Source organism: Chelativorans sp. M5D2P16 (genome assembly GCF_034427935.1).
In the GTDB taxonomy this organism is placed as follows: Bacteria; Pseudomonadota; Alphaproteobacteria; order Rhizobiales; family Rhizobiaceae; genus Chelativorans.
This window is the reverse complement of sequence record NZ_JAXQNM010000036.1, coordinates 239,613-261,682: the sequence shown is the minus strand read 5'-3', so window position 1 is coordinate 261,682 and position 22,070 is coordinate 239,613. Positions and strand designations below refer to the sequence as shown.

Here is a 22,070-nt window from a genome sequence, read left to right as displayed (position 1 = left end):
TATATCTAGACAAACCGTCTCACTGGTGGAACGAATGGACCTTCGTGCCCTCGTCGATTTCAACTTGGTTGCCCGTCATGGCGGGTTCGGAAAAGCCTCGCGAGCCGCGGGGCGCCCGAAGGCGACGCTGTCTCGCCGTGTCGCGGAACTGGAGGCCAGCCTCGACTTGCGCCTGTTCGAGCGGGGGACGCGCACACTGAAGCTGACCGAGGAAGGACGGGCACTGTTTGAGCGGACGGGCCAGTTGCTCACCCAACTCGACGAGACGGGCTGCGGCGATCGCCTCGGGTGGACACAGTCCCCGGGGTAGATTGCGGATAAGTGCGCCTTTGCTCTTTTCTCAGATCGCGATGGGAAAGCTCGCCGCTGGTTTTGCGCTGAAATATCCGGAGGTCCGGCTTGAGGTCACGACCGAGGACCGGTCTGTCGACTTGATCGAGGAAGCCTATGATCTGGTGATCCGGGTCAACCCGGAGCCGGATGAAAGCCTTGTCGGACGGGTCTTCCTTCACGATCGGCTGGTGGTCGTGGCGAGCCCGGACCTGACGCCAGCCGCGGACGGCTCGGCCGTTCCGGCCGTCGTGCGCGGGCCGGTCCGCCAAAGCGATGTCTGGAACGTGACGACGCCGACGGGAAAATCGAGGATCGCGGTCAATCCTGTCCTGAGCCTGTCATCACTCGTCATGGTCCGCGATGCAGTGCGAATGGGGGTGGGCGCCGGGCGTCTTCCCGTGTCGCTGGTAGGTCACGACCTCGCTGCCGGCACGCTGGTGCATTGGGGTGACGTGGAAGGACCGGACATCGCTCTGTGGACGCTCTATCCAACACGTCGGCTGCTGAGCGCCCGTGTGTCGGCGTTTCTCGACTTTTTGAGAGAAGCCTTTCCGCAAGGGACACCGGACGAACTGGCCGCGTATATGGGAAGGTAAAGCGAAGCTTGCCGAATGGCCTTAGCGTCGAGGGCGGTTCGCGACACGCCCACGTCTGGTTTGCTGCACATGCCTTCTGAAGCGGACAGGGCGCTAACCATCAATCCGGGACGTTGTCCGAGAATAGCGGCACGCTGAAAGCGGAAATCGATTTCCGGCTATGCGGGACCGAAAGCAGAGCGACGACGATCGAGGCCTTGCGGTGCGTATATGCTGATGATCACTTGCGGCCCTGCGGTAGGTCCATCCGCCAATTTGTTGTAGCCGGTCAGTTTAATAGGCGAAGGAGTACAAACCGTGAGCGAGCCGACCGTGGCCGAAGCAACCGACAACATTTATGCATCGCTCCAATCGGACAATGCTGACATCGACGAACATATAGCGACCCTCAAGCTAGCACTGGCCCGGGAGGGCGCCAAAGAAGCAGTTTTCGATCCGACCAAGCTGGCACAAAACAACCGTTCGGGACGCAAGATGATGCAGGCCTATTTTCGGCAGCGCGGTGTGAGCGTGAAGTTCTCAACCTAGTAGGACCACCCACCGTGTTTGAGCGTTTTGCGGCGGATCCGGTGCTGCCTTTGCGAGTGTGCTAGCGCTGTGGTTCTGGCCGAAGCGGAATCCCAAACCGACGCTCCGACGTTGCACTACTTCAGTCGCGGGATGCAAACCGGACCTCGACTTCCGTCTGATCGGGGGCCGAGAGCCGTCAGCTGACTTTCGGAATGGTGCGATCGATAAACGGTCGTTCCGTTCACGACCTTTGCTGCCCTTAGATGCCTCTTCTGGAAAGTCGTGGTTCAAGTCCAAAAAGCCATTCAGCTTCGGCATGTTCGGGACGAAGTTCGGTGTGAGCCGCCGCATGATCGAAACCGCGTTCACCACTGCCATCTATTATGTGACGCTTCCATAAGGAGCGGCGCGTTTCGATCATGCTTTGAAACAAGCCCCGTCGGGCGACTTTACTCATTTCTGGAGAACCCCTGACGGCAAACTAAGAGAGTTCCGATGCAACAGCCGTCAGTCTTCATGTAGGCCACCTTCTTCCGATCATAACGCTTCGCCGCCTTCAGCAGCCAGGCCATAGGCCTATCGTCCTTATCGGCGGTGGGACCACTTGTATCAGCGATCCGAGCTTCCGTTCGGAGGTGCGGCCCTGTCGCCCACCGCCCGCTCCAGATTGATGCGCCGCGCGTGAACGAAGCAGAACAGTTCGAGGAGCGTCGGCACCGCGGTATCGATGATGCGCCGGAGATCAGATCCTAGATGCAATCCTGTAGACGGTTGACGACGTGCGCGCGGTCCGCCCGCGCCATCGGCCAGTTCCATGTCGCGCATGATGCGGGTCAGGTCCAGCGTCTGATCGTACTGGTCCATGCCGATGCGCTGGCACTCCTGCTCCAGCGTCCGGGTCAGTTCGAGCGTTCCAGCTTCCCACCCACGCCGATGTCTATGATGTGGAGCCGGAGAACAAAGCCAAAGGCAGCCGCAATGTCGTCGACCTTGTCCTGCAGCAGACCGCATTGGCGACGCCAGCGCAGTCTGCCGTATCGTCAGAACCTTACCTTGAAATCAGCCTTGAACCCGTGGTCCGACACATTGTCGGCAAACTGCCCGGAATAGGACACGCCCAGAGTGGCATCCGGCGAAAGATCGAAATCGATCCCCGCCTGTAGCACCGCTGCATCCTTTGCAATCGGCGCTCCGGCGACGCTGAAGCGGTCACCGCCTGCGAAGGAATGGCTGAATTGGGGCGTCGTATCACCGAAGGCGTGGCGCCAGCCCACCAGGCCGTGTGCCCGCGCCTGCGTTTCGCCAACCGAAAACTCCGTGGCGGCCCGGACACCTATCGTGCTGAAGGTGGCGTCGACCGACCCATCTCCGGTCAACGCCGCATCTCCATTCTCACGGAAGCCGTCGGTGTCGACCCTGACATGGGCGAGGCCCAGGAACGGCTCGAAGGTCGCCCTTTCGGTTTCGATCCGATAGTTGATTTCGCCGAAAGCCTGGGCGGTCGAGGCGTCGTAATCGGCCGACAGCGTCTCCTGGAAGCCGGAGAAGTCAACCATGCGTTCGGTTTCCACGTCATGCCAAGTGTAGGCGGTGCCGAGGTTCACTCCCACAGCTCCATAACGAGCTCCACCGTACAAGCCCAGATGATAGCTGTTTACGGAACCGCTGGAAGCGCGGTCGTCAGCATCGAAGCTCGACCGACCGTAGCCGGCGATGGCGCCCACACGCCAGTTGTCCGAGACCTGTGCATCCGCGCCCAGGAAAAGTCCGCCGAGCGAGCGATCAAAGTCAGCAGCATTATCGTCGCCTTCGCGTTCTCCCCATGAACCGTAGCCACTGGTCCAGAAGACCAGTCGCTCATCGCCGGGGAGCGCCTTGACCCCATCGGGGCCAAAGGCCAGCGGCTCCGGCAACGTGGCTTCCGTATCGAAGGCGGAGTTGACCCTCTTCGACACCGCCTCGCGCAGGAACCTACTGTCGTCCAGCAGCATGCCCGCGGTCGACGCGTGCACCTCGCCCGAAAGGCTGTCGAAGGCCACGCTTGCCTCGTCCTCGCCAAGCTGAACGACAGCATTCCAGACCGCGCTATTGGAACCAAGGGCATCCAAGGCCTGCGCCGTATTGCGCTGATTAAATGTCTGCGCGACAGCCGCGAAATCGATGTTGTTGCGCTCGAGCTGCAGATACACGTTGTTGGTATCGTAGCTCAGGAGTGGATCGAGAAAGGCGTAGTCGCTAGAGACCGAGGCGAAGGTGCCGCGAACACCCGAATCCGCCGTAAGGATTGTGTAGACGGAGACCGGATCGTAGGCGCCGTCCAGCCCAACATGGGCAACGCTTTCGCCAAGGAACGCCTGGCCGGCAACGTCGAGCAGGTCACTGCCCGTCCCGCCTGGCTCCACATCCACCGCGTAGACCGAGCCGGACTGAAAGGTGACGTCGCCCTCGACCTTCAGGGTGCCTACGTTGTCGACTCCGCCAGCGTTCAGCGTGCTGCCGGAATGCACCGTGGTCGAGCCGACCGTGCCGCTGCCGCCAAGGGTTGCCCCGGAACGTACAGACAAGGCACCACCCAGCGTGCCGTCGACCACAAGCGTGCCGCCGGCGAGATCGGTCTGGCCGCCAAACGCGCCGGAATTGCCGGTCAGGGTCAGTGTGCCGCCGCCGGTCTTGGAGAAGTCGCCATCGCCGGAGACGATACCGGCATAGGCGGCGGCGGTCGCCTGGTCGAAGATGAAGGCGGCGCCGGTGTCGATGTCCACGTCACCGGTGAAGCCCTCCGCCGAAGAAGAAAGGCCGCCCGCCTCGACGGTCCAGTCGAGCGTGCTGGTGCCGGCAAGCGCCAGGGTTCCGGCGCCGCGCTTGATCATGGAGCCGTCCGTGCCGCCGAGGCCGGAAACGTCGCCGGTGAAGTTCGCATCGGCCGCCTGGTCGAACACCGTGGTGCCGGCGTTCTGGAGGTCGCCGCGGATCGAGCCCGCATCGCCGATCAGCGTGCCGTTTGCAACCAGCGTATCACCGCCATAGCTGTTGGCGCCCGTCAGGATGAGCGTGCCCAAATCGTCCTTTACGAGATCGTTCGCACCCGTCAGCTCGGACGCGATCGTGGCGGTGAAGCCCGCGCCTGCTGCCGTGCCGTCGCCGACGCGGATGGTGCTCGCGCCATCGGGGTCGGCGAGCTCGACGGCATCGCCGCCGACCGTGTATCCGTCGCTGGCGAACTGCATTCCCGTGACGCTGACCTGGCCGGCGCCATCGTCGACCGTCACGTTCCCGGCATTCGCCTGGAAGATGGCAAAGCCCGGCACAGGTTTCATCGGCCCGCTGTGAATGCCGTCCTGATCGGTCCAGTTACCGTTCGTCGCGTCCCAGACGCCCGTGCCGCCGTCGACCTGGTTGTTTTCGTGGAGGGCGGCGTTGCCGCCGTCCCAGAACCAGAAATCGATGCCAGCCGTCGAGATCAGGTTGACCTGGTTGGCGACCGACGTCTGCACCGTCAGATCCGCCGCGATCACCCCGCCAGGCGTCGAGCCGATCTCCAGGCCGTTATCCGTCAGGCCGCCGCCATAGTCGATCAGCCGATAGACACCGTCCCCGAAGCCGCCAACATCGGTGATGTTCAGTTCGCCGTCGAGCGTCAGGTCACCGGTGACATCGAAAAGACCGTTGGTGCTTGGCGCGCTCAGTGCCACGTTGACCTGCGCATCCGGCGCAAGGGAGAGCGAGGCCAGCGAGAGCACCTGTCCCGCCTCGCCCAGAAGCGTGCCGCCATCGGCAACCACCGTATCTCCGACGCTGCCCGTGCCGCCCAGGCTGCCGCCATTCGCCACCGAAACATCGCCGCCATGCGTGTTGTTGGCCAGAAGCGTGCCGCCGAGCACGTCGACGGTATTGGAGGTCGAAGCGCCGTCGAGCTGCACAGTACCGGAATGCACCGAGATATTGTCGATGCCGCTGATCGTGTGCGGCGCGCCATAGGTGAAGGTGCCGGCACCCATCTGAAAATCGATGTTGGCCGGGCCCTGCCCGGTAATGTCGCCCTGGATATCGCCGCCGGTCACGGTGAGCTGGTCGGCGGCGCTGGACAGCAGGATATCGCCGTCGATGGCGCCATCCTGCTGCTCGATGGTGTTTGCGTTCGACGTGCCGCTCAGGTCGATGGCCGTTCCGTCCGTGCCGGTGATGGTGCCGGCGTTGGTGATGGTGATCGAATCCGACCCCGATACCACGATGCCCGATGAGCCGGTGATCTCGCCAGTGGCGGCGTTGAAAACAGGATCCTCGAAGGAGGAGACATTGTTTATATAAAGACCGTTTTCGACCGCCGAGATGACACCGGCATTGGTCACGCCGCCTGTGAAGGAAACAATATTCTCCAGGGTAATACCGTTTGCCGAACCGAAAAACGGGGCTGAGTTGGTTGTTATCTCGCCGTCGACGGTGTTCGTCACGCCGCCTTCGAAGTTCTGCTGCCCTTCGACGTGAATGCCGGTCCCATCAGCAGCGGTGATCGTTCCACTGTTGACGATACCGCCGAGGAAAGAATCCGTTATCGCTTCGACCAGGATGCCCGTATCGGCGGTGATCGTGCCGCTGTTGTTGATGCCGCCGCTGAAAGTCGTGATTGTCGTCCCAAAGTCCCATACGGCAATGCCGGTGCCCGCTGAGATCGAGCCGCTATTGTCGATACCGCCGGAGAAATCCCCCACACCGGCTAGAATGATGCCACTTGACCAGGATTCAGTCCCTTCGAGCACGCCGGTGTTGGTGATGCCGCCCGAGAAAGTCGCGGCATCTCCGACCGAAAGGCCCGATGTTCCGAAGGTAATAGTGCCATTATTGGTCATTCCGCCGGTGATAGTGTCGATACTGGCCCCAGCGGTGACGAGCCCGCCGCCCGAGACATTCATCACGCCATTGTTGACGATGCCTCCCGACGTCGTAACCACATTGTCGAGGAAGAAACCATAATTTCCGTTGATCGTGCCGTCGTTGACAAAACCGCCGGTAAAGGAAGTAAGGCCATTTAGGCGAACAACGCCGTGACTGCTAACGGTGCTGCTATTCTCAATAACGCCGCTTGCCGCGTTGACGATGCCGCCCGACAACGATCCTCCGATCATTGTTATCCCGTGATCGCCACCGCTGATGGACCCGCTGTTGGTAATACCGTTGCCGATCGATGTGTTACTGATCTGAACCGCGTTGTCGCTGCCCGAAATCGAGCCTGAGTTGTCGATCGCGCCGTCGATGGTCGAATCAAAAATAGATATACCTACGTCGGTCCCGCCACCCGCTCCGGTGATGGTGCCCGAATTGGTGACATCGCCCTCGACCGTCACGTTTGTAAGGTCGATACAGTCAATCGTCGTCGCGTTCGTCACGGATGGCTCGGTGGTGCCGCTGTGCGTGACGGCACATTGCGCAGTGGCCGGCGAGGTCTCGAGCATTGCGAGAAACGCGCCTCCCACAAGCGCGGTCGAAGTCAACAGCAACCGCGACTTCACAGCGTGAATGCCCGACGCTTCACCGATCCATATGTTCATATGTAATCCTTCCAATTCCCGTGCACACTCTTTGGGTACACCCGCGCGGGCACGCCCCCCTTGGGCGAATCGATGGGATCGATCGCCGCATATCCGAGTAGCAACAAACGGGGCAGATTTATTTCAGCAAAATACGGGCTGTTTCAGAAAACGCCGGTAGAATGCAATATTGAAGCAGAAATTGGAGGCTATTTGCCTCGACATGCTTTTCTGAACGCATTACCCGAATTGAAAACTCCGCGCTAGGCGGATAATTCTGGGTGGGAAAATCTACCATCATGCGAAATACAGCCTCGAAAATGCGGCGAGAAGCTTTGGCGCACGCTGAACGACTGCGACTCGCCGGGCGACTGGTGGAGGCGGAGGCACACTGCCGGCAGATCCTGGCCGCCCGGCGCGACGATGCTGAAGCGCTCCATTTACTCGGGCTCATCGCCTATCAGTCGGGCCGGCGCGACGAGGCGCTCGATCATCTGAAACGGGCCGTCGCGCTGGCACCGAAGGTGGCGTCCTATCATGCCAATCTGGGCGAACTATACCGTCTTGCCGGGCACATCGAGGAGGCTATCGCGGCAGCGCGCCGTGCTGTCAGGCTGAAAGCGGACCACCCGGAAGGCCATAGCAATCTCGGTGCGGCACTGTTCGACGCGGGGAAATACGAGGAAGCGGCCGAATGCCACCGCCGGGCTATTGCGCTGAAACCCGATTTCGCGCTCGCCCACGCCAATCTCGCCAGCGCGCTTCACAGCCTCGGGCGTTTTGAGGAAGCCACGGAGAGCCGGCGCCGCGCCGCGGCACTGGACCCCCGCTATGCAACGGCAACGGCCTCGGCGGCGGGAACAGCACCGGCGCAACGGCATACGCCCGCGCAGGCACTTGCGCTGGCGGGACAGCATGCGCGCGCGGGGCGCCTCGATGAGGCGGAGGCGCTGTGCCGCCGCGTCCTCGCCGCCGCACCGCAGAGGGCCGATGCCGAGCACTTTCTGGGCATTCTTGCCTACCGCAGAGGCCGGCTCGACGCCGCAATCGCCCATCTGCGCCATGCCATTGAGCGCGATGACAGCGCGGTCATCCATGCCGATCTCGGCGAGATGTACCGGCTGAGCGGAAATCCGCAGGAAGCAACGGCCGAAGCGCGCCGCGCCCTCGCGTTGCGGCCGGACTATCCTGCAGCCCTCAACAATCTCGGTGTCGCGCTTTACGAGTTGGAGCGCTACGGGGAAGCGCTCACCTGCTACGACCGTGCAATCGCGCTCGATCCGGATTTCGCCGATGCCCACAGCAATCGCGGCAATGCGCTGCGCGCCCTCGGGCGGTTGCAGGAGGCAGAAACCGCCCTTCGCCGCGCATTGCAGCTCAAGCCGCGCTTCGCCTCCGCCTGGAACAATCTCGGCACGGCGCTGCGGGAGATGGAGCGGCCGGAAGAGGCGGAGGATGCCTATCGCAATGCGCTCAAGGAGGCATCCGACGACCCCGGCACACTCGATAATCTCGCCCTTCTTTTAAAGGATCTCGACCGGCTGGATGAGAGCTTTGAGCTTCTTCGCCGGGCATGCGCAATCGCCCCGCGCAACCCCAAACTGCATATTCACGCAGCCAGCCTGTCGATACGCCAGCGCAAGTTCGACACGGCAGCGGAGACGGTCGAGCGCGCAATCGCGCTGGCACCGGACGACCCCGAAGCCCTTGAGCTGAAAGCTCGCGTCACCTTTGAACAAGGCGATCCTCACGCCGCACTTGCCCATGCCCGCCGAGCGCTGACAATCGATCCAAAGACCAGCGGTGCCTGGAACACGATCGGCAACGCGTTGAAACAGCTCGGGCAGTTCTCCGAGGCATTGGAAGCTTTTGACGAGGTTCGGGCGCTGAAGCCTGAAAGCGCGGGTGTCTTCGTCAATCTGGCCGACTGCAAAAAATTCACCGCCGACGACCCGCATCTTGCCGCCATGGAGGCGGCTGCGTCCAAGGCGGATCTTCCTATAACCGAACGCATGCCGCTCGATTTTGCGCTCGGCAAGGCGTATTCCGATCTCAAGGACCACGACCGCGCGTTCGAACATTTGCTGAAGGGCAATGCCGCCAAGCGCGAACAGATCGACTATGACGAGGCGGCGACGTTCGCGCTTTTCGACCGTATCGAGCGGACATTTACCCCCGATCTCATGGAAGCGAAAAGGGGCGCAGGCGACCCGTCCCGGCTGCCCATCTTCATTCTCGGCATGCCGCGCTCGGGGACATCGCTGGTCGAACAGATTCTGGCGAGCCATCCTGCCGTCCATGGCGCGGGCGAGCTCAAGATACTCGATCACCTCGCCCAAGAGGTGCGCGCGGGAAACGGGGCTCCCATAGCCTATCCCGAGTTTGTCACCGCGTTTAAGGGCGAAGAGTTCCGTCAACTCGGCGCTCGCTATGTCGAGCAGCTCGGCAAGCTTGCCGGCGACGCGCCGCGCGTGACGGACAAGATGCCTGCCAATTTCTTCTTTGCCGGATTGATACATCTTGCGCTGCCGAATGCGGTAATCATCCATACGGTGCGCGATCCCGTGGACACTTGCGTATCCTGCTTCTCGAAACTGTTTTCAGACGAGTTGAACTACTCCTATCACCTTGGCGAGCTGGGCCGCTTTTACCGGCGCTATCAGGGTCTCATGGCGCATTGGTACGAGGTACTGCCCCCGGGGCGGATTCTCGACGTGCGCTATGAAGAGCTGGTGGACGATCTGGAAGTCCAGGCACGGCGCCTCCTCGCCCATTGCGATCTTGACTGGAACCCGCGCTGCCTCGCCTTTCACAAAACGGCGCGACCCGTGCGCACAGCCAGCGCCACACAGGTTCGCCGGCCGATCTATGGAAGCTCTGTTGGCCGCTGGCGAGCTTATGAGCAATATCTTATGCCGCTGCTGACTGCCTTGAAACCGGCGGAGCCATCCGGGTCGCATACAGATTGAGTGCGATCGAACAGGCAAGTAAAGGACGTAGAGGAAGCGATATGCTCCTTCTAGACTAGGCTGTAGTGACAGTTTGGTCATTTGAGCCAGAGCATGACGGTTGCGAGCTTTACGAAGCTAAAGAACGTTCGGCGAGCTTGTCGTAGCGGGTGGCGATGCGGTGCCACATTGGACGGAGTAACTCATGAAGCGAATGGTTGCATTCTCGCAGAGTGCTGCTTCATGCGGATCAAATCGTCCGAGAACCGGCAACACGAGTTGGAATGCTCCCGTGGAACCGGACCAGCGAAGCGTCGGTCGGGTTTCCATTTGGTATCGGTCACTGATCAGGCTCGGACGTCCGACCTGACCCCACGGGATCGGGATCCCTGGAGGGCAATGTCGGCGGCATCGTCTCGAAAAGCCACTCGCGCCAGATGGCCACCAGCAACGCCATGAGGACCGGGCCGACGAACAGACCAAGGAAGCCCATGGTCTTCACGCCGCCCACGAGGCCGAAGAAGGTCGGCAGGAAAGGCAGTTGGATCGGCCCGCCGACCAGCCTTGGTCTGAGGGTCTTGTCGACGATGAAGAGCTCCGTGCTGCCCCATGCAAAGAGGGCGAGGCCCGCGATGGGCGAACCGCTCGCCACGAGGTAGATCGACACCAGCGTGAAGGACAGCGGCGCGCCGCCGGGCACGAGCGCCATGAACCCGGTGAGGACGCCCAGTGTCACGGGCGAAGGCACACCGGCGAGCCAATAGGCGATCCCGAGCACGATGCCTTCGCCGATCGCGATCAGCGTCATCCCTGTCACCGTGGAACCGATGGTTGCCGGCACCACACGCGAGATCCGCTCCCAGCGCGCCGGTAGAATGCGCTCGCCCAGCCTGTCGAGTTGGGCAACGAAGCTCTCGCCGTCGCGGTAGACGAAGAAGAGCACGATCATCATGAACAGCAGCGTGAGGAACAGATCGAACAGCCCGCTCCCAGCCGCCAGCACCGCGCGGGAGATGTTGCCGATATTGGCGCCGCTGATGATCTGCACCATCTCGCCGATCGCGCCCGGTTCGCCGACATATCTGCCCCACTGCCGGCTCAGCCATTCACCGACACCGGGCAAGGCCGCGATCCAGTCTGGGGTGGGCGCACCCAATTCGTTCGTCTCCACCGCCCAGGTGAACCAGATGCCGATCTCCTTGATTGCGTAGCTCATCGCCAGGACGATCGGTACGATGAGAAAGGCGAGGATCAGGAGGATGGCGATGGTCGCCGCGACCGTTCGATTGCCGCCGACCTGCTTCAGGAGCGTCCTGTAGAGCGGCCAACTCGCAAAGCCGATGACCAGCGCGGCAAGGACGGGCACCAAAAAGTCGCGAAAGAAATAGATTCCGGCGGCAAGGACGAGGACCAGAAGCCAACGAGCAACCGACAGCGGCGGGATCAGAGCAATGCGCGACGGAGAAGAGGAGCCGAGCCAGCGAGGCTCCAAGCGTCTCTTCGAAAGTTCACCGTCGCGTGGATCCATAACCGAACCTTTCCAAAGCCATCGAGCATCGGAGCCATGAGATGAGCCATAATGCAAGGGCAAAACCGGCGCATGACCGTCAGGGCAGCAAGGCATCGAGAACAAGCCGAAGGATCTTCGGGAAATTCTCAGCGCACGGGCTTGAAAGCCGCCCGACGCACTCCCAGATTTCCCCCGGTCCGGGCCCCTCTGGCAGTGCCATCGGCATTGTGATGTCGGACTTCGAGTTAGCTGCGATACGCGCATCTTGCTTGTTGGCCGACCCTTTTCAAAGCCCCGTCGTCCTCCAGGTATGGTCGCAAGCCGCAGCCCGATTGGCCGCGGCACGGCCGGATCATGGAGCGACACTATGAAATGCCCGATCGACCAGACAGAACTGATGATGACGGAGCGGCAGGGGATCGAGATCGACTACTGCCCGAAATGCCGCGGCGTGTGGCTTGACCGCGGGGAGCTCGACAAGCTGATCGAGCGGTCCAGCGCCGCCGAAGCGCCGCGCGCGGAGAGGCCACATCGGCAGGAAGAGGCTCGGCCGCAATATCGCGAGTCCGGATACGACCAGCCGCGCCACAAGAAGCGCAAGTCGCTGCTCGGCGAACTGTTCGATTTCTGACAGCCATCCGGTGACGGCCGGCCCGCCAGGGCCCGGCCATTCTTCGTCCATCTCCATTTTTCCCCTCCCGGCACGGGAGGATCAGCGGAAGCAAATCCATGGAATCGAATATCTGGCTCTGGGTCGGGTTCAACCTGTTCGTCCTGGCGCTGCTGGCCTTCGACCTCGGCGTCCTCCACCGCAAGGAGCGCGAGATCAAGGTCGGCGAAGCCCTGTGGCTGAGCCTTTTCTATATCGTGCTCGCCCTCCTGTTCGGCGCCGGCCTGTTCTGGCTGCGGGGCAGTCAGGACGGCATCGACTTCCTGACGGGCTATTTCATCGAGAAGTCGCTCAGCGTCGACAACATCTTCGTCATCGTCCTGATCTTCACCTATTTCTCGGTGCCGGCGCAGTACCAGCACCGGGTGCTCTTCTGGGGCATCCTGGGCGCGCTCTTCATGCGCGGCGTCCTCATCTTCGCCGGCGTGCAGCTCATCCACCAGTTCGCCTGGATGGCCCTCCTGTTCGGCGCCTTCCTCATCGTGACCGGGGTGAAGATGCTGATCGTGGCCGATCAGAAGCCGGACCTCGAAAACAATATCGTATTGAGAGCGGTTCGGCGGCGTTTTCGTCTGACCGAGACCTTTCACGGCAAGCGCTTCTTCATCCGCGAGAACGGCTTGCTCTCCGCCACGCCGCTGTTCCTCGTGCTCGTGATGATCGAGTTCACGGACCTCGTCTTCGCTGTGGATTCCATTCCGGCAATCATCGCCATCACCACGGACCCCTTCATCGTCTACACGTCGAACGTCTTCGCCATCCTGGGCCTGCGCGCGCTCTACTTCGCGCTGGCCGGCATCGTGCCGCGCTTCATCTATCTGAAATACGCGCTGTCGCTGGTGCTGGTCGTGATCGGCTTCAAGATGATCGCGAACTACTTCTATGGCGGCAAATTCGTGCCCACGGAGCTTGCGCTTTTGATTACGGTGGTGCTCATCGGCGGCTCGATCGTCCTGTCGCTCATCCGCACGCGCGGCATGGCTCCGGAGCCCCAGGCCCTGCCCACGGGCTGGGTGCCGGGGAGCCCCGCCGAGAGAGCGGCCGAGAAGCCCGCCGATACGGAGTAGCCGATGCGCGCGTTGCGGGCGGGCCAGCTTTCCCGGGGATAGTCCTCGCACTGCTCGCTGCCGGAATTCCGGCAGCGGCGGCGCTTGCCGTTCATCTCCTTCCGCTGCCGTACCTGCTGGTCACGGTCGTGATGGTTTATTCGCTGCGCGGGCCGGTATGCCGGCCCGCCGCTGTGGGCGCGGCTGGCTGAAGTGGCGGTCGTGGCAATATCCATGGTGGCCCTGACCCTTTGGCCCGCAGGGCCGGTCAGAAGCGCTCGGCTCGGAGCACCTGCGTGTCGGACACGCTGACGACCCCGATGTGACGTTCGACGACAGCAAAGGCAGCTTCGAGCAGGTCGTCCAGTCGCTCCGGGCGGATGAGGCAGATGACGGCGACCATGCCGCCGGCGCGTCCAACCTGGCCCTCTCGGCTCCACTGGCCCGAGCGTCCCGATCCACCGCTCACCGGCAGTACGGTGTAGCCGGTCACGCCGGCACCGTTCAGCGCGTTGGTAAGCTGCCGCTCCATCACCGCTTCGATGATGATCTCCACGCGCTTGGCGTTGTGCATCTTCATGTCTTCAGCTCCCCGTCACGGCGGCGGCCAGCATCATATAGAGCGGAATGCCGAACGTCAGGTTGAACGGAAAGGTCACTCCCAGGGCGAGCGTCAGCGACAAGGCGGGATTGGCCTCGGGCAGCGCCACCCGCATGGCTGCGGGCACGGCGATATAGGAGGCGGACGCCGCCAGGACCATGAGCAGCACCACACCGCCCAAGGACAGCCCCAGCGCCAGCCCGCCGGCAAGGCCGAGCACGGCGCCGACGAGCGGCATCAGAAGGCCGAAGGCGACGGCACCCGGCGACAGCACGCCCCGGCTGCCGCGCAGCCCCCGGCCCGCCACCAGGCCCATATCGAGCAGAAACAGGCACAGCACCCCCTTGAACGGCTCGACGATGAAGCTGCCGATCTCCGCCAGCCCCTTTTCACCCGTGACCCAACCGATGGCGAACGCGCCGAGAAGCAGGACAATCGAGCCATTGAGCAGGATTTCGCGCCACAGCTCGCCTCCCACCTGCTCGGCTTTGCCGCCACGCTTGGTCGCAAGCCACAGCGCTGAAAGAATCGCCGGTGCCTCCATCGCCGCGGCCACCGCGACCATGTAGCTCTCGGCCGCGATTCCTAGCCCGGTAAGAAGCGAGCTTGCGGCGACGAAGGTGACGATCGAGATGGATCCGTAGTGGCCGGCAACCGCTGCCGCATCAATGGCGGACACTTTCGAAAGGGAGCGCAGCAGCACGAAGGCGATGAAGGGCAGGAGGAGAGAAAGCACCACACCCGCAAGCAGCGCCGCCACCAGCCGCGCATCGACCCCATGGGCCGCCACGCCCGCCCCGCCCTTGAAGCCGATGGCGAACAGGAGATAGAGCGACAACCCCTTGGCGATCGCTTCGGGAAAGCTCAGGTCGGAACGGGCGAGAGCCGCCGCGAGCCCGAGCACGAAACTCAGAATGATCGGCGAAACCAGATTGGCCGCCGCCAGCGCCAGGATACCGTCCATACCCGTTCCTTGAAAACTCGCGGGAACATAGAGGGAAGTTTGCGGTACGAAAAGGCAGCCGGTCATTCGGCGACCAGCTCGCATAGGCGATCTATTGCCGCACCGGCTTTAGAGCGTCAGCCTAAGCGGATTCCGCGTCTGACATGCTGAAGGTCACCCGTCCTTTTACCCTTCCTGAAACGCTCGACGGTTCCAGGCTGGGTGGAGTTTGACAGCGGGAACAGGTGGCGATGTTTTCGACCACCAGATTCCAGCGACTGCGGCCCAGGTTCCGAAAATGCGGTCCTGAGCGGTTTCACCCTCTAAGGCTACGTGCGCGTGGTATGACAGGGCCAGTGCCGATGACGGCCACGGGAGAGGCTGCTGGCACATCACCCATATGAATTTTCTCGTAAATTCGAACGACTGAGGCAAAAAGAGCCGCTCAGGATGCCGTTTCTCTTGCCACCGGCGGACAGGTTCCATCGAGGCAGCACTCGTCCGCCAGGTACCCGATGAGCGCCTGCATGCTCGGATAACTGGCCCGGCAGATCAGCGTCGTCGCCTGCCGCTCCTGGGTAACCAGGCCTGTGTCGCAAAGGCGCTTGCAATGGTGCGAGAGCGTCGAAGCCGGAATGCCAAGCTTCTCCTGTACCCGGCCAACCGATATACCCTCCGCGCCGGCGCGCACCAGTATGCGGTAGATTTTCAGTCGGGTCGGGTTTCCCAGTGCCTCAAGCTGTGCTGCGGCCTGTTCGTGGTTCATGGAATTAGCCTATGCGCGCGTGCGGGGGCGGGTCAATTGAGTTTCGATGAAGATCGAAATTACGCGACTGGAGCAAGAGGCCTCACTGCGAACGCTGGTTGACCCGTTTCGCCACCTCTTCCGCGTTCTCCACCCGCTCTGAATAGCGGTCAGTGAGATAGCCCGCACGGTCGCGCAGGAGCAGCGTGAACTTCGTCAATTCCTCCATCACGTCGACGATGCGGTTGTAGTAGGGCGACGGCTTCATGCGTCCGGCCTCGTCGAACTCGGCGAACGCCTTGGCGACTGAGGACTGGTTGGGGATGGTAAACATGCGCATCCAGCGGCCGAGCACGCGAAGCTGGTTGACGGCGTTGAAGCTCTGCGAACCGCCGCAGACCTGCATGACGGCGAGCGTGCGCCCCTGGGTCGGCCGCACACCGCCGAGCGAGAGCGGCAGCCAATCGATCTGCGCCTTCATGATGCCGGTCATCGACCCGTGACGTTCCGGCGAGCACCAGACATGGCCTTCGGACCACATGGAAAGGTCCCGCAGTTCCTGCACTTTCGGGTGGTCGGCCGATGTGGAGTCCGGCAGCGGCAGGCCCGCGGGACTGAAAATCCGCACCTCCGCGCCCAACCGCCGGAGAATCCGCGCCGCTTCCTCCGTCGCCAGCCGGGAATAGGAGCGCTGTCGCAGCGAACCGTAGAGCATGAGGATGCGCGGCGGATGGATTGAGCGGGGCGCAACGAACAATGCCGTGGGATCGATCGGCCGGAACTGCTCTTCAACGAGGCTGGGGAAACTGTCCACCGGCTGGGCGGTATCGGTCATTCGCATTCTCCCGGACGAGCGCAGGTGCGTCACCCGCTATCGGTATTTCGACTTAACTCGAAATACCGATAGCGGTACTGGAAAACGCAGTCAACCCTATTTCGAAGAATATGGAATTTAACGGACGCGCCGGCCGTCCGCATCGAGCACCACGGCGCGACCCCCGTTAAGTCTTCGCCCGAACTGCCCCGCCGCGTTCGTACCATCCCTTGCTGCGGTTCACGATCCAGACCACCGACAGCATCACCGGAACTTCCACCAGCACGCCGACGACCGTGGCAAGGGCGGCACCCGAGTTGAGGCCGAAGAGCACGATGGCCGCGGCGACGGCGAGCTCGAAGAAGTTCGATGCCCCGATCAGCGCCGAAGGGCCGGCCACGCAATGCTGCTCGCCGGAAAGGCGGTTGAGCAGATAAGCGAGACCGGAATTGAAATAGACCTGAATCAGGATCGGCACCGCCAGAAGCGCGATCACCAGCGGCTGGGCAATGATTTGCTCGCCCTGGAAGCCGAAGAGCAACACCAGCGTGGCAAGCAGTGCCACCAACGAGAGCGGCTGCAATTTCGCAAGAAACCCGTCCAGCCCGGCTTGGCCGCCCGTCGCCAGCAGCCTGCGGCGCAGCACCTGTGCCACGATGACCGGCAGAAGAATGTAGAGCACCACGGACAGAAGCAGCGTTTCCCAAGGCACTGTTATCGCCGAAAGGCCGAGCAGCAGGCCGACGATGGGCGCGAAGGCGACAATCATGATCGCATCGTTGAGCGCCACCTGGGAAAGCGTGAAGTTCGGCTCGCCGCGCGTCAGGTTCGACCAGACGAAGACCATCGCGGTGCAGGGAGCGGCGGCGAGGATGATGAGGCCGGCGATATAGGAGTCGATCTGGTCCGCTGGCAGGTACGGGCGAAAGAGCCAGCCGATGAACAGCCATCCGAGCAAGGCCATCGAGAACGGCTTCACCGCCCAGTTGACGAGCAGCGTGACGCTGATGCCGCGCCAGTAGTTGCCGACCCGGGCGAGCGAGGCGAAATCCACCTTGAGCAGCATCGGCACGATCATCAGCCAGATCAGCACAGCCACCGGAAGGTTGACCTGCGCGACCTCGGCGGCGGCAATGATGCCGAAGACCCCCGGCAGCGCATGACCAAGGGCGATTCCAGCGACGATGCACAGCGCCACCCAGATGGTCAGGTACTTCTCGAAAAAGCTGATGCCTGCCGGAGCGGCTTCTCCGGTCTCGATCGCATGATCGGTCATGGTGGTCCTTGTCTTTGTTTCAGCCGGCTTTCGCCATGTTACGGCCGATCTCGTCCAGCCGGTTCTGCAGGCTGAGCCTGTCGAGGCTGCCTACCGGAAGATTGACGAAAATCGAAATCCGCTGCCGCAGCATGCGCAGCGTATCGGCAAAGGCAAAGCGCTGTTCCGCCTCGGTTCCGGTTGCGGTGGACGGATCCGGAACGCCCCAGTGGGCCGTCATCGGCTGGCCGGGCCAGACCGGGCAGGTTTCATTGGCGGCATCGTGGCAGACGGTGAAAACGAAATCGAGCTTCGGCGCGTCCGGCCCCGCAAATTCGTCCCAGGACTTCGAACGCAGCCCGGCGGTTTCGTAGCCCCTCTGGCGGAGCAGATCGAGCGCGTAGGGATGCACCTTGCCGCGCGGCTGGCTGCCGGCGCTGAAGGCCTTGAAACGGCCTTCTCCATGCCGGTTCAAGAGGCATTCGGCGATAATCGACCGGGCCGAATTGTGCGTGCACAAAAACAGGACGTTGAAAGCTCTATCATTCACAGGACCATCTCCTAGCAGTCGCATGTCACGGCCTCGATCACGGGGCGGCAAAGTTCCGGCGCACCGTTGCAGCAGTCTTCCATCAGATAAGCGAGAAGATCGCGGAAGCCGGTCATATCGGCGTAGTACCGGATGACGCGACCCTCGCGCTGGGCCCGAACCAGTCCCGCATGGGTAAGGGTTTTCAGGTGAGTCGAGGTCGTGTTCTGCACGGTATTGAGCCGCGAAGCGATTTCGCCCGCCGGAACTCCGTCCGCTCCTGCTTTGACCAGGAGTCGAAAGATTTCGAGCCGGGTTTCCTGGCCGAGCGCCGCCAGGGCGACAAGAGCAGATCTCTTTTCCATATATCTGTATTTCCCGATTTATGCGTCATATAGCATTGAGGACCACATCGCGTAAACCTCGAACTTTGAGGGCAGGGGGGCGTGGGAGGGAAGAGCGGCACAACAACTGTCACATAACTGATACGCGCCTGCGATAGCTCGGCCTCGGTCCAAGCATTCAGCCGATGGAGAACGTCATGAAAAGTATCGTCGCCGCTCTGGCCGCCACAGTGGCCCTCGCACTTCCAGCGCACGCCGAATTCCAGCTTGATAGCCGGTACCAGGACGCCGACGGCGATCTCGTGGCCGATATTCCCACCGACGAAAGCCAGCTCGTCGATCCGGACACGCTGATCTTCGCCTACACGCCTGTCGAGGATCCGGCAGTTTACGCTGACGTCTGGGCCGGGTTTCTGGAGCACATGGAAGAGGTCACCGGCAAGAAGGTCGAGTTCTTCCCGGTTCAGTCGAACGCCGCCCAGTTGGAAGCCATGCGCGCGGGTCGGCTTCACATCTCCGGCTTCAACACCGGTTCCAATCCGATCGCCGTCGCCTGCGCGGGCTTCCGCCCTTTCGCGATGATGGCCGCCGCGGATGGTTCGTTCGGCTATGAGATGGAGATCATCGCACCGGCGGATTCGGAAGCCGACGAGATCGAGGATCTGCGCGGCGGGCAGATCGCCTTCACGCAGGAGACTTCCAATTCGGGCTTCAAGGCGCCGTCGGCCATTCTGAAGAGCGAGTTCAATATGGTAGCCGGCGAAGACTTCGAGCCCGCCTTCTCGGGTTCCCACGACACCTCCATTCTCGGCGTCGCCAATAGTGACTATCAAGCTGCAGCAATTGCGAATTCCGTGAAGGACCGCATGATCGAGCGTGAGGTCATTTCCGCGGACCAGATCAAGACCATCTACAAGTCGCAAACCTTCCCGACCACAGGGTACGGCACCGTCTACAACCTGCGGCCGGAGTTGCAGGAGAAGATCCGGGAGGCCTTCTTCTCCTTCCCCTGGGAAGGCTCTGCACTGCAGGAAGAGTTCTCAAAGTCCGGCGAAGCGCAGTTCATCGAGATCACCTTCAAGGATGACTGGGCCGTGATTCGCCAGATTGATGAAGCCAACGACGTTTCCTACGACTGCCAGTAGAAACTGCTTGAACGCTCAAGGGCGGGAACCCCCCACCGGGTTCCCGCCCTTGGCCTATGCGAGGTGGCCTGCATGCTAACGATCGACAATCTGGAAAAGCGCTACAGGACGGGTGACAGGGCGCTGAACGGCGTCTCCTTCACCGTCGATCGCGGCCAGGTCGTCGGACTCATCGGTCCCTCGGGCGCCGGCAAGTCGACCCTCATCCGCTGCATCAACCGCCTCGTCGAGCCCACTGCCGGAAAGGTGCTTCTGAACGGGACGGACTTGACCACGCTCAACGTCCCGGCGCTCAGGAAGATGCGCCGCCGCATCGGTATGATCTTCCAGGAATACGCCCTGGTGGAACGCCTGACGGTGATGGAGAACGTGTTGTCCGGCCGCCTCGGCTACGTTCCCTTCTGGCGCTCCTTCTTCCGCCGCTTTCCGGCAAAGGACGTCGAGAAGGCGTTTGCCCTGCTCGACCGCGTCGGCCTTTCCGACCATGTCGACAAGCGTGCCGACGCGCTCTCGGGCGGGCAGCGCCAGCGCGTCGGCATAGCGCGCGCGCTCGAGCAGGACCCCGAGCTTCTCCTGGTTGACGAGCCGACCGCCTCGCTCGATCCGAAGACCTCGCGCCAGATCATGCGGCTCATCTGCGAGGTCTGCCGCGAGCGTTCGTTGCCGGCGATCATCAATATCCACGACGTCACGCTGGCGCAGATGTTCGTCGACCGCATCGTCGGCCTGCAGGCCGGCCGCGTCGTCTTCGACGGCCCGCCCGATGCGCTGGACGAGAAGGCCCTTACCGCCATCTACGGCGAGGAGGACTGGCACGCCATGCGCGAGGAAAAGGAGGACGAGGCGCGCGACGAGGAAGAGGTAGCCGCCTTCGAGCAGGCCCGCGAAGAGCGCATGGCAGGCCTTTTATGACGCAAGTCGCCGCTGCACCGCGCCAATGGCGGCGCCCACCGGTGCTGATCCAGAGCCGCTTCTGGCGCTGGGTCATCTATGGCGGGGCCTTGATCTACTTCGTCGCTGCGTTCGGCACGCTGGAGATCAATTGGCAGCGGGTCTACGAAGGCCTTGATCGAGGTGCGCGCTTTGCGCAGGGCTTTCTGCTTCCTGATTTCCTCACGCGCGCCGAAGATATCTGGCGCGGCATGGTCGAGAGCGTCACTATGACCGTCTGCTCGACCATCGTCGGCGTGCTGATCTCCGTACCCATCGGCCTTGGCGCCGCGCGCAACCTGGTGCCGGCGCCGATCTATCTCTTCTGCCGATCGATCATAGCCGTGTCCCGCGCGTTCCAGGAGATTGTCATAGCGATCCTGTTCGTCGCGATGTTCGGCTTCGGTCCCTTTGCCGGTTTTCTGACGCTGTCCTTCGCCACCATCGGCTTCCTTGCCAAGCTGCTTGCCGACGACATCGAGGAGATCGATGAGAGCCAGGCGGAGGCGACGCGCGCCACCGGCGCAAGCTGGTGGCAGGTTGTGAACTACGGCATCCAGCCGCAGGTGATGCCGCGCCTGATCGGCCTGTCTCTTTACCGGCTCGACATCAATTTCCGCGAGTCCGCGGTGATCGGCATCGTCGGTGCCGGCGGCATCGGCGCCACGCTCAACACCTCCATGCAGCGCTATGATTACGATACGGCGGGGGCAATCCTGATCTTTATTATCATCCTCGTCATGCTGGCCGAGTACGGCTCCAGCCATATCCGTAAGTGGGTGCAGTGATGCCCGTCGGCTCCACCACCTCGGGGCAAGCCTGGACGAAACGCACGACGGCGGGCGAATGGGCCGTCTGGGTCGGCTGGTTCGCCGCCGCGGTGCTGTTCGTCATTTCCTGGCGGATCATGAACGAGAACACGATCTGGACCTTCGTGCAGGACGCGCCGCGCCAGGCAGCCGATCTCCTGTCGCGCTCCTGGCCGCCGCGACTGTCCTATCTGAACAGGCTTTGGGCTCCGCTCTGGGACACCATCAACATCGCCACGCTCGGCACGCTGATCGGTACCGTGCTGGCGGTGCCCACCGCCTTCTTTGCCGCGCGCAACACCACGCCTTCGGCTCTCGTCCTGCGGCCGATCGCGCTGTTCATCATCGTTGCCTCGCGTTCGATCAACTCCCTGATATGGGCATTGCTGCTCGTGGCGATCCTCGGCCCAGGGCTGCTTGCCGGCATCATCGCCATTGCGCTGCGCTCCATCGGCTTCGTCGGCAAACTGCTCTACGAGGCCATCGAGGAGATTGACGAGAGCCAGGTCGAGGCCGTGCGCGCCACCGGAGCCGGCGGCTGGCAGGTCATCGACTATGGCATCGTCCCGCAGGTGCTGCCCGCATTCGCGGGCATCACCGTTTTCCGCTGGGACATCAATATCCGCGAATCCACCATTCTCGGCCTTGTCGGCGCCGGCGGTATCGGACTGCAACTGCAGGCCTCGCTCAACGTACTGGCATGGTCGCAAGTCACCGTCATCTTCGCCCTCATCCTCATCACCGTCATCCTTTCGGAATGGGTGTCGTCGCAGGTACGGCGCGCGATCATATAGGCCACGCAATCGAGCTGCCGTGG

The 22,070-nt window shown here is 62.3% G+C and carries 19 protein-coding genes and 1 pseudogene; 10 read left to right on the top strand and 10 right to left on the bottom strand.

The window, feature by feature from the left end; all coding sequences use genetic code 11:
• The first annotated feature begins 34 nt into the window (after window positions 1-34).
• The 3 genes and pseudogenes from SIN08_RS17315 (at window position 35) to SIN08_RS17305 (ending at window position 2,110) form a co-directional block, all read left to right on the top strand.
• A pseudogene (locus SIN08_RS17315) lies at window positions 35-929 on the top strand (LysR family transcriptional regulator).
• Window positions 930-1,226: 297 nt separating this feature from the next.
• Window positions 1,227-1,457 carry a hypothetical protein gene (locus tag SIN08_RS17310; RefSeq protein WP_322452840.1) on the top strand — a complete coding sequence of 77 codons (231 nt, stop codon included), beginning with the start codon at window positions 1,227-1,229 and terminating at the stop codon, window positions 1,455-1,457.
• A gap of 518 nt (window positions 1,458-1,975) precedes the next feature.
• On the top strand, window positions 1,976-2,110 hold the full coding sequence (locus SIN08_RS17305) for a hypothetical protein (protein WP_416208098.1): 135 nt from the start codon (window positions 1,976-1,978) through the stop codon (window positions 2,108-2,110).
• Here SIN08_RS17305 and SIN08_RS17300 read toward each other — a convergent pair.
• Window positions 2,049-2,303, bottom strand: a complete 255-nt coding sequence (locus SIN08_RS17300; protein WP_322452839.1) for a hypothetical protein — start codon at window positions 2,301-2,303, stop codon at window positions 2,049-2,051. The two genes, SIN08_RS17305 and SIN08_RS17300, sit on opposite strands and share 62 nt — an antisense overlap.
• 176 nt (window positions 2,304-2,479) lie before the next feature.
• Entirely contained in the window at window positions 2,480-6,985 is a 4,506-nt protein-coding gene (locus tag SIN08_RS17295; protein ID WP_322452838.1) for an autotransporter domain-containing protein, read from the bottom strand.
• 314 nt (window positions 6,986-7,299) lie between these two features.
• Here SIN08_RS17295 and SIN08_RS17290 point away from each other — a divergent pair, with 314 nt between their 5' ends.
• A complete protein-coding gene (locus SIN08_RS17290; RefSeq protein ID WP_322452837.1) occupies window positions 7,300-9,933 on the top strand; it encodes a tetratricopeptide repeat protein in 2,634 nt (877 codons plus the stop codon).
• A gap of 319 nt (window positions 9,934-10,252) precedes the next feature.
• Here SIN08_RS17290 and SIN08_RS17285 read toward each other — a convergent pair whose 3' ends face one another.
• On the bottom strand, window positions 10,253-11,440 hold the full coding sequence (locus tag SIN08_RS17285) for an AI-2E family transporter (RefSeq protein ID WP_322452836.1): 1,188 nt from the start codon (window positions 11,438-11,440) through the stop codon (window positions 10,253-10,255).
• Between the two features lie 349 nt (window positions 11,441-11,789).
• Between SIN08_RS17285 and SIN08_RS17280 the strand changes: the two genes are divergently transcribed.
• Together SIN08_RS17280 and SIN08_RS17275 are read left to right on the top strand one after the other, a co-directional pair.
• Entirely contained in the window at window positions 11,790-12,053 is a 264-nt protein-coding gene (locus SIN08_RS17280) for a zf-TFIIB domain-containing protein (protein WP_322452835.1), read from the top strand.
• Window positions 12,054-12,151: 98 nt separating this feature from the next.
• Window positions 12,152-13,159 (top strand): TerC family protein, encoded by a 1,008-nt coding sequence (locus tag SIN08_RS17275; RefSeq protein WP_322452834.1) that lies wholly within the window; start codon window positions 12,152-12,154, stop codon window positions 13,157-13,159.
• A gap of 247 nt (window positions 13,160-13,406) precedes the next feature.
• Here SIN08_RS17275 and SIN08_RS17270 read toward each other — a convergent pair whose 3' ends face one another.
• From SIN08_RS17270 to SIN08_RS17240, 7 genes are all read right to left on the bottom strand, one after another.
• Window positions 13,407-13,718 (bottom strand): P-II family nitrogen regulator, encoded by a 312-nt coding sequence (locus SIN08_RS17270; RefSeq protein WP_322452833.1) that lies wholly within the window; start codon window positions 13,716-13,718, stop codon window positions 13,407-13,409.
• A gap of 4 nt (window positions 13,719-13,722) precedes the next feature.
• A complete protein-coding gene (locus tag SIN08_RS17265; protein WP_322452832.1) occupies window positions 13,723-14,703 on the bottom strand; it encodes a sodium-dependent bicarbonate transport family permease in 981 nt (326 codons plus the stop codon).
• Between the two features lie 424 nt (window positions 14,704-15,127).
• Window positions 15,128-15,448 (bottom strand): metalloregulator ArsR/SmtB family transcription factor, encoded by a 321-nt coding sequence (locus SIN08_RS17260; protein WP_322452831.1) that lies wholly within the window; start codon window positions 15,446-15,448, stop codon window positions 15,128-15,130.
• A gap of 82 nt (window positions 15,449-15,530) precedes the next feature.
• On the bottom strand, window positions 15,531-16,262 hold the full coding sequence (arsH, locus tag SIN08_RS17255; protein WP_322452830.1) for an arsenical resistance protein ArsH: 732 nt from the start codon (window positions 16,260-16,262) through the stop codon (window positions 15,531-15,533).
• Window positions 16,263-16,428: 166 nt separating this feature from the next.
• Window positions 16,429-17,472, bottom strand: a complete 1,044-nt coding sequence (gene arsB / locus SIN08_RS17250) for an ACR3 family arsenite efflux transporter (RefSeq protein ID WP_322452861.1) — start codon at window positions 17,470-17,472, stop codon at window positions 16,429-16,431.
• Between the two features lie 64 nt (window positions 17,473-17,536).
• Window positions 17,537-18,046: an arsenate reductase ArsC gene (locus SIN08_RS17245; protein WP_322452829.1), complete on the bottom strand. Its 510-nt coding sequence runs from the start codon at window positions 18,044-18,046 to the stop codon at window positions 17,537-17,539.
• An 11-nt stretch (window positions 18,047-18,057) separates the two neighbouring features.
• A complete protein-coding gene (locus SIN08_RS17240; protein WP_322452828.1) occupies window positions 18,058-18,390 on the bottom strand; it encodes a metalloregulator ArsR/SmtB family transcription factor in 333 nt (110 codons plus the stop codon).
• 176 nt (window positions 18,391-18,566) lie between these two features.
• On the opposite strand from SIN08_RS17240, the gene phnD reads away from it, so the two are divergent.
• From phnD to phnE (SIN08_RS17220), 4 genes are all read left to right on the top strand, one after another.
• Window positions 18,567-19,514 (top strand): phosphate/phosphite/phosphonate ABC transporter substrate-binding protein, encoded by a 948-nt coding sequence (phnD, locus tag SIN08_RS17235; RefSeq protein WP_322452827.1) that lies wholly within the window; start codon window positions 18,567-18,569, stop codon window positions 19,512-19,514.
• A 72-nt stretch (window positions 19,515-19,586) separates the two neighbouring features.
• Complete coding sequence (phnC, locus tag SIN08_RS17230) at window positions 19,587-20,426, top strand: phosphonate ABC transporter ATP-binding protein (protein WP_322452826.1); 840 nt, start codon at window positions 19,587-19,589, stop codon at window positions 20,424-20,426.
• The gene (gene phnE / locus SIN08_RS17225) at window positions 20,423-21,232 is read left to right on the top strand and encodes a phosphonate ABC transporter, permease protein PhnE (protein ID WP_322452825.1); all 810 of its coding nucleotides are present in this window, start codon (window positions 20,423-20,425) and stop codon (window positions 21,230-21,232) included. Before phnC ends, phnE (SIN08_RS17225) begins: the two co-directional genes overlap by 4 nt.
• Complete coding sequence (gene phnE / locus SIN08_RS17220) at window positions 21,232-22,047, top strand: phosphonate ABC transporter, permease protein PhnE (protein WP_322452860.1); 816 nt, start codon at window positions 21,232-21,234, stop codon at window positions 22,045-22,047. Before phnE (SIN08_RS17225) ends, phnE (SIN08_RS17220) begins: the two co-directional genes overlap by 1 nt.
• Window positions 22,048-22,070: the final 23 nt, after the last annotated feature.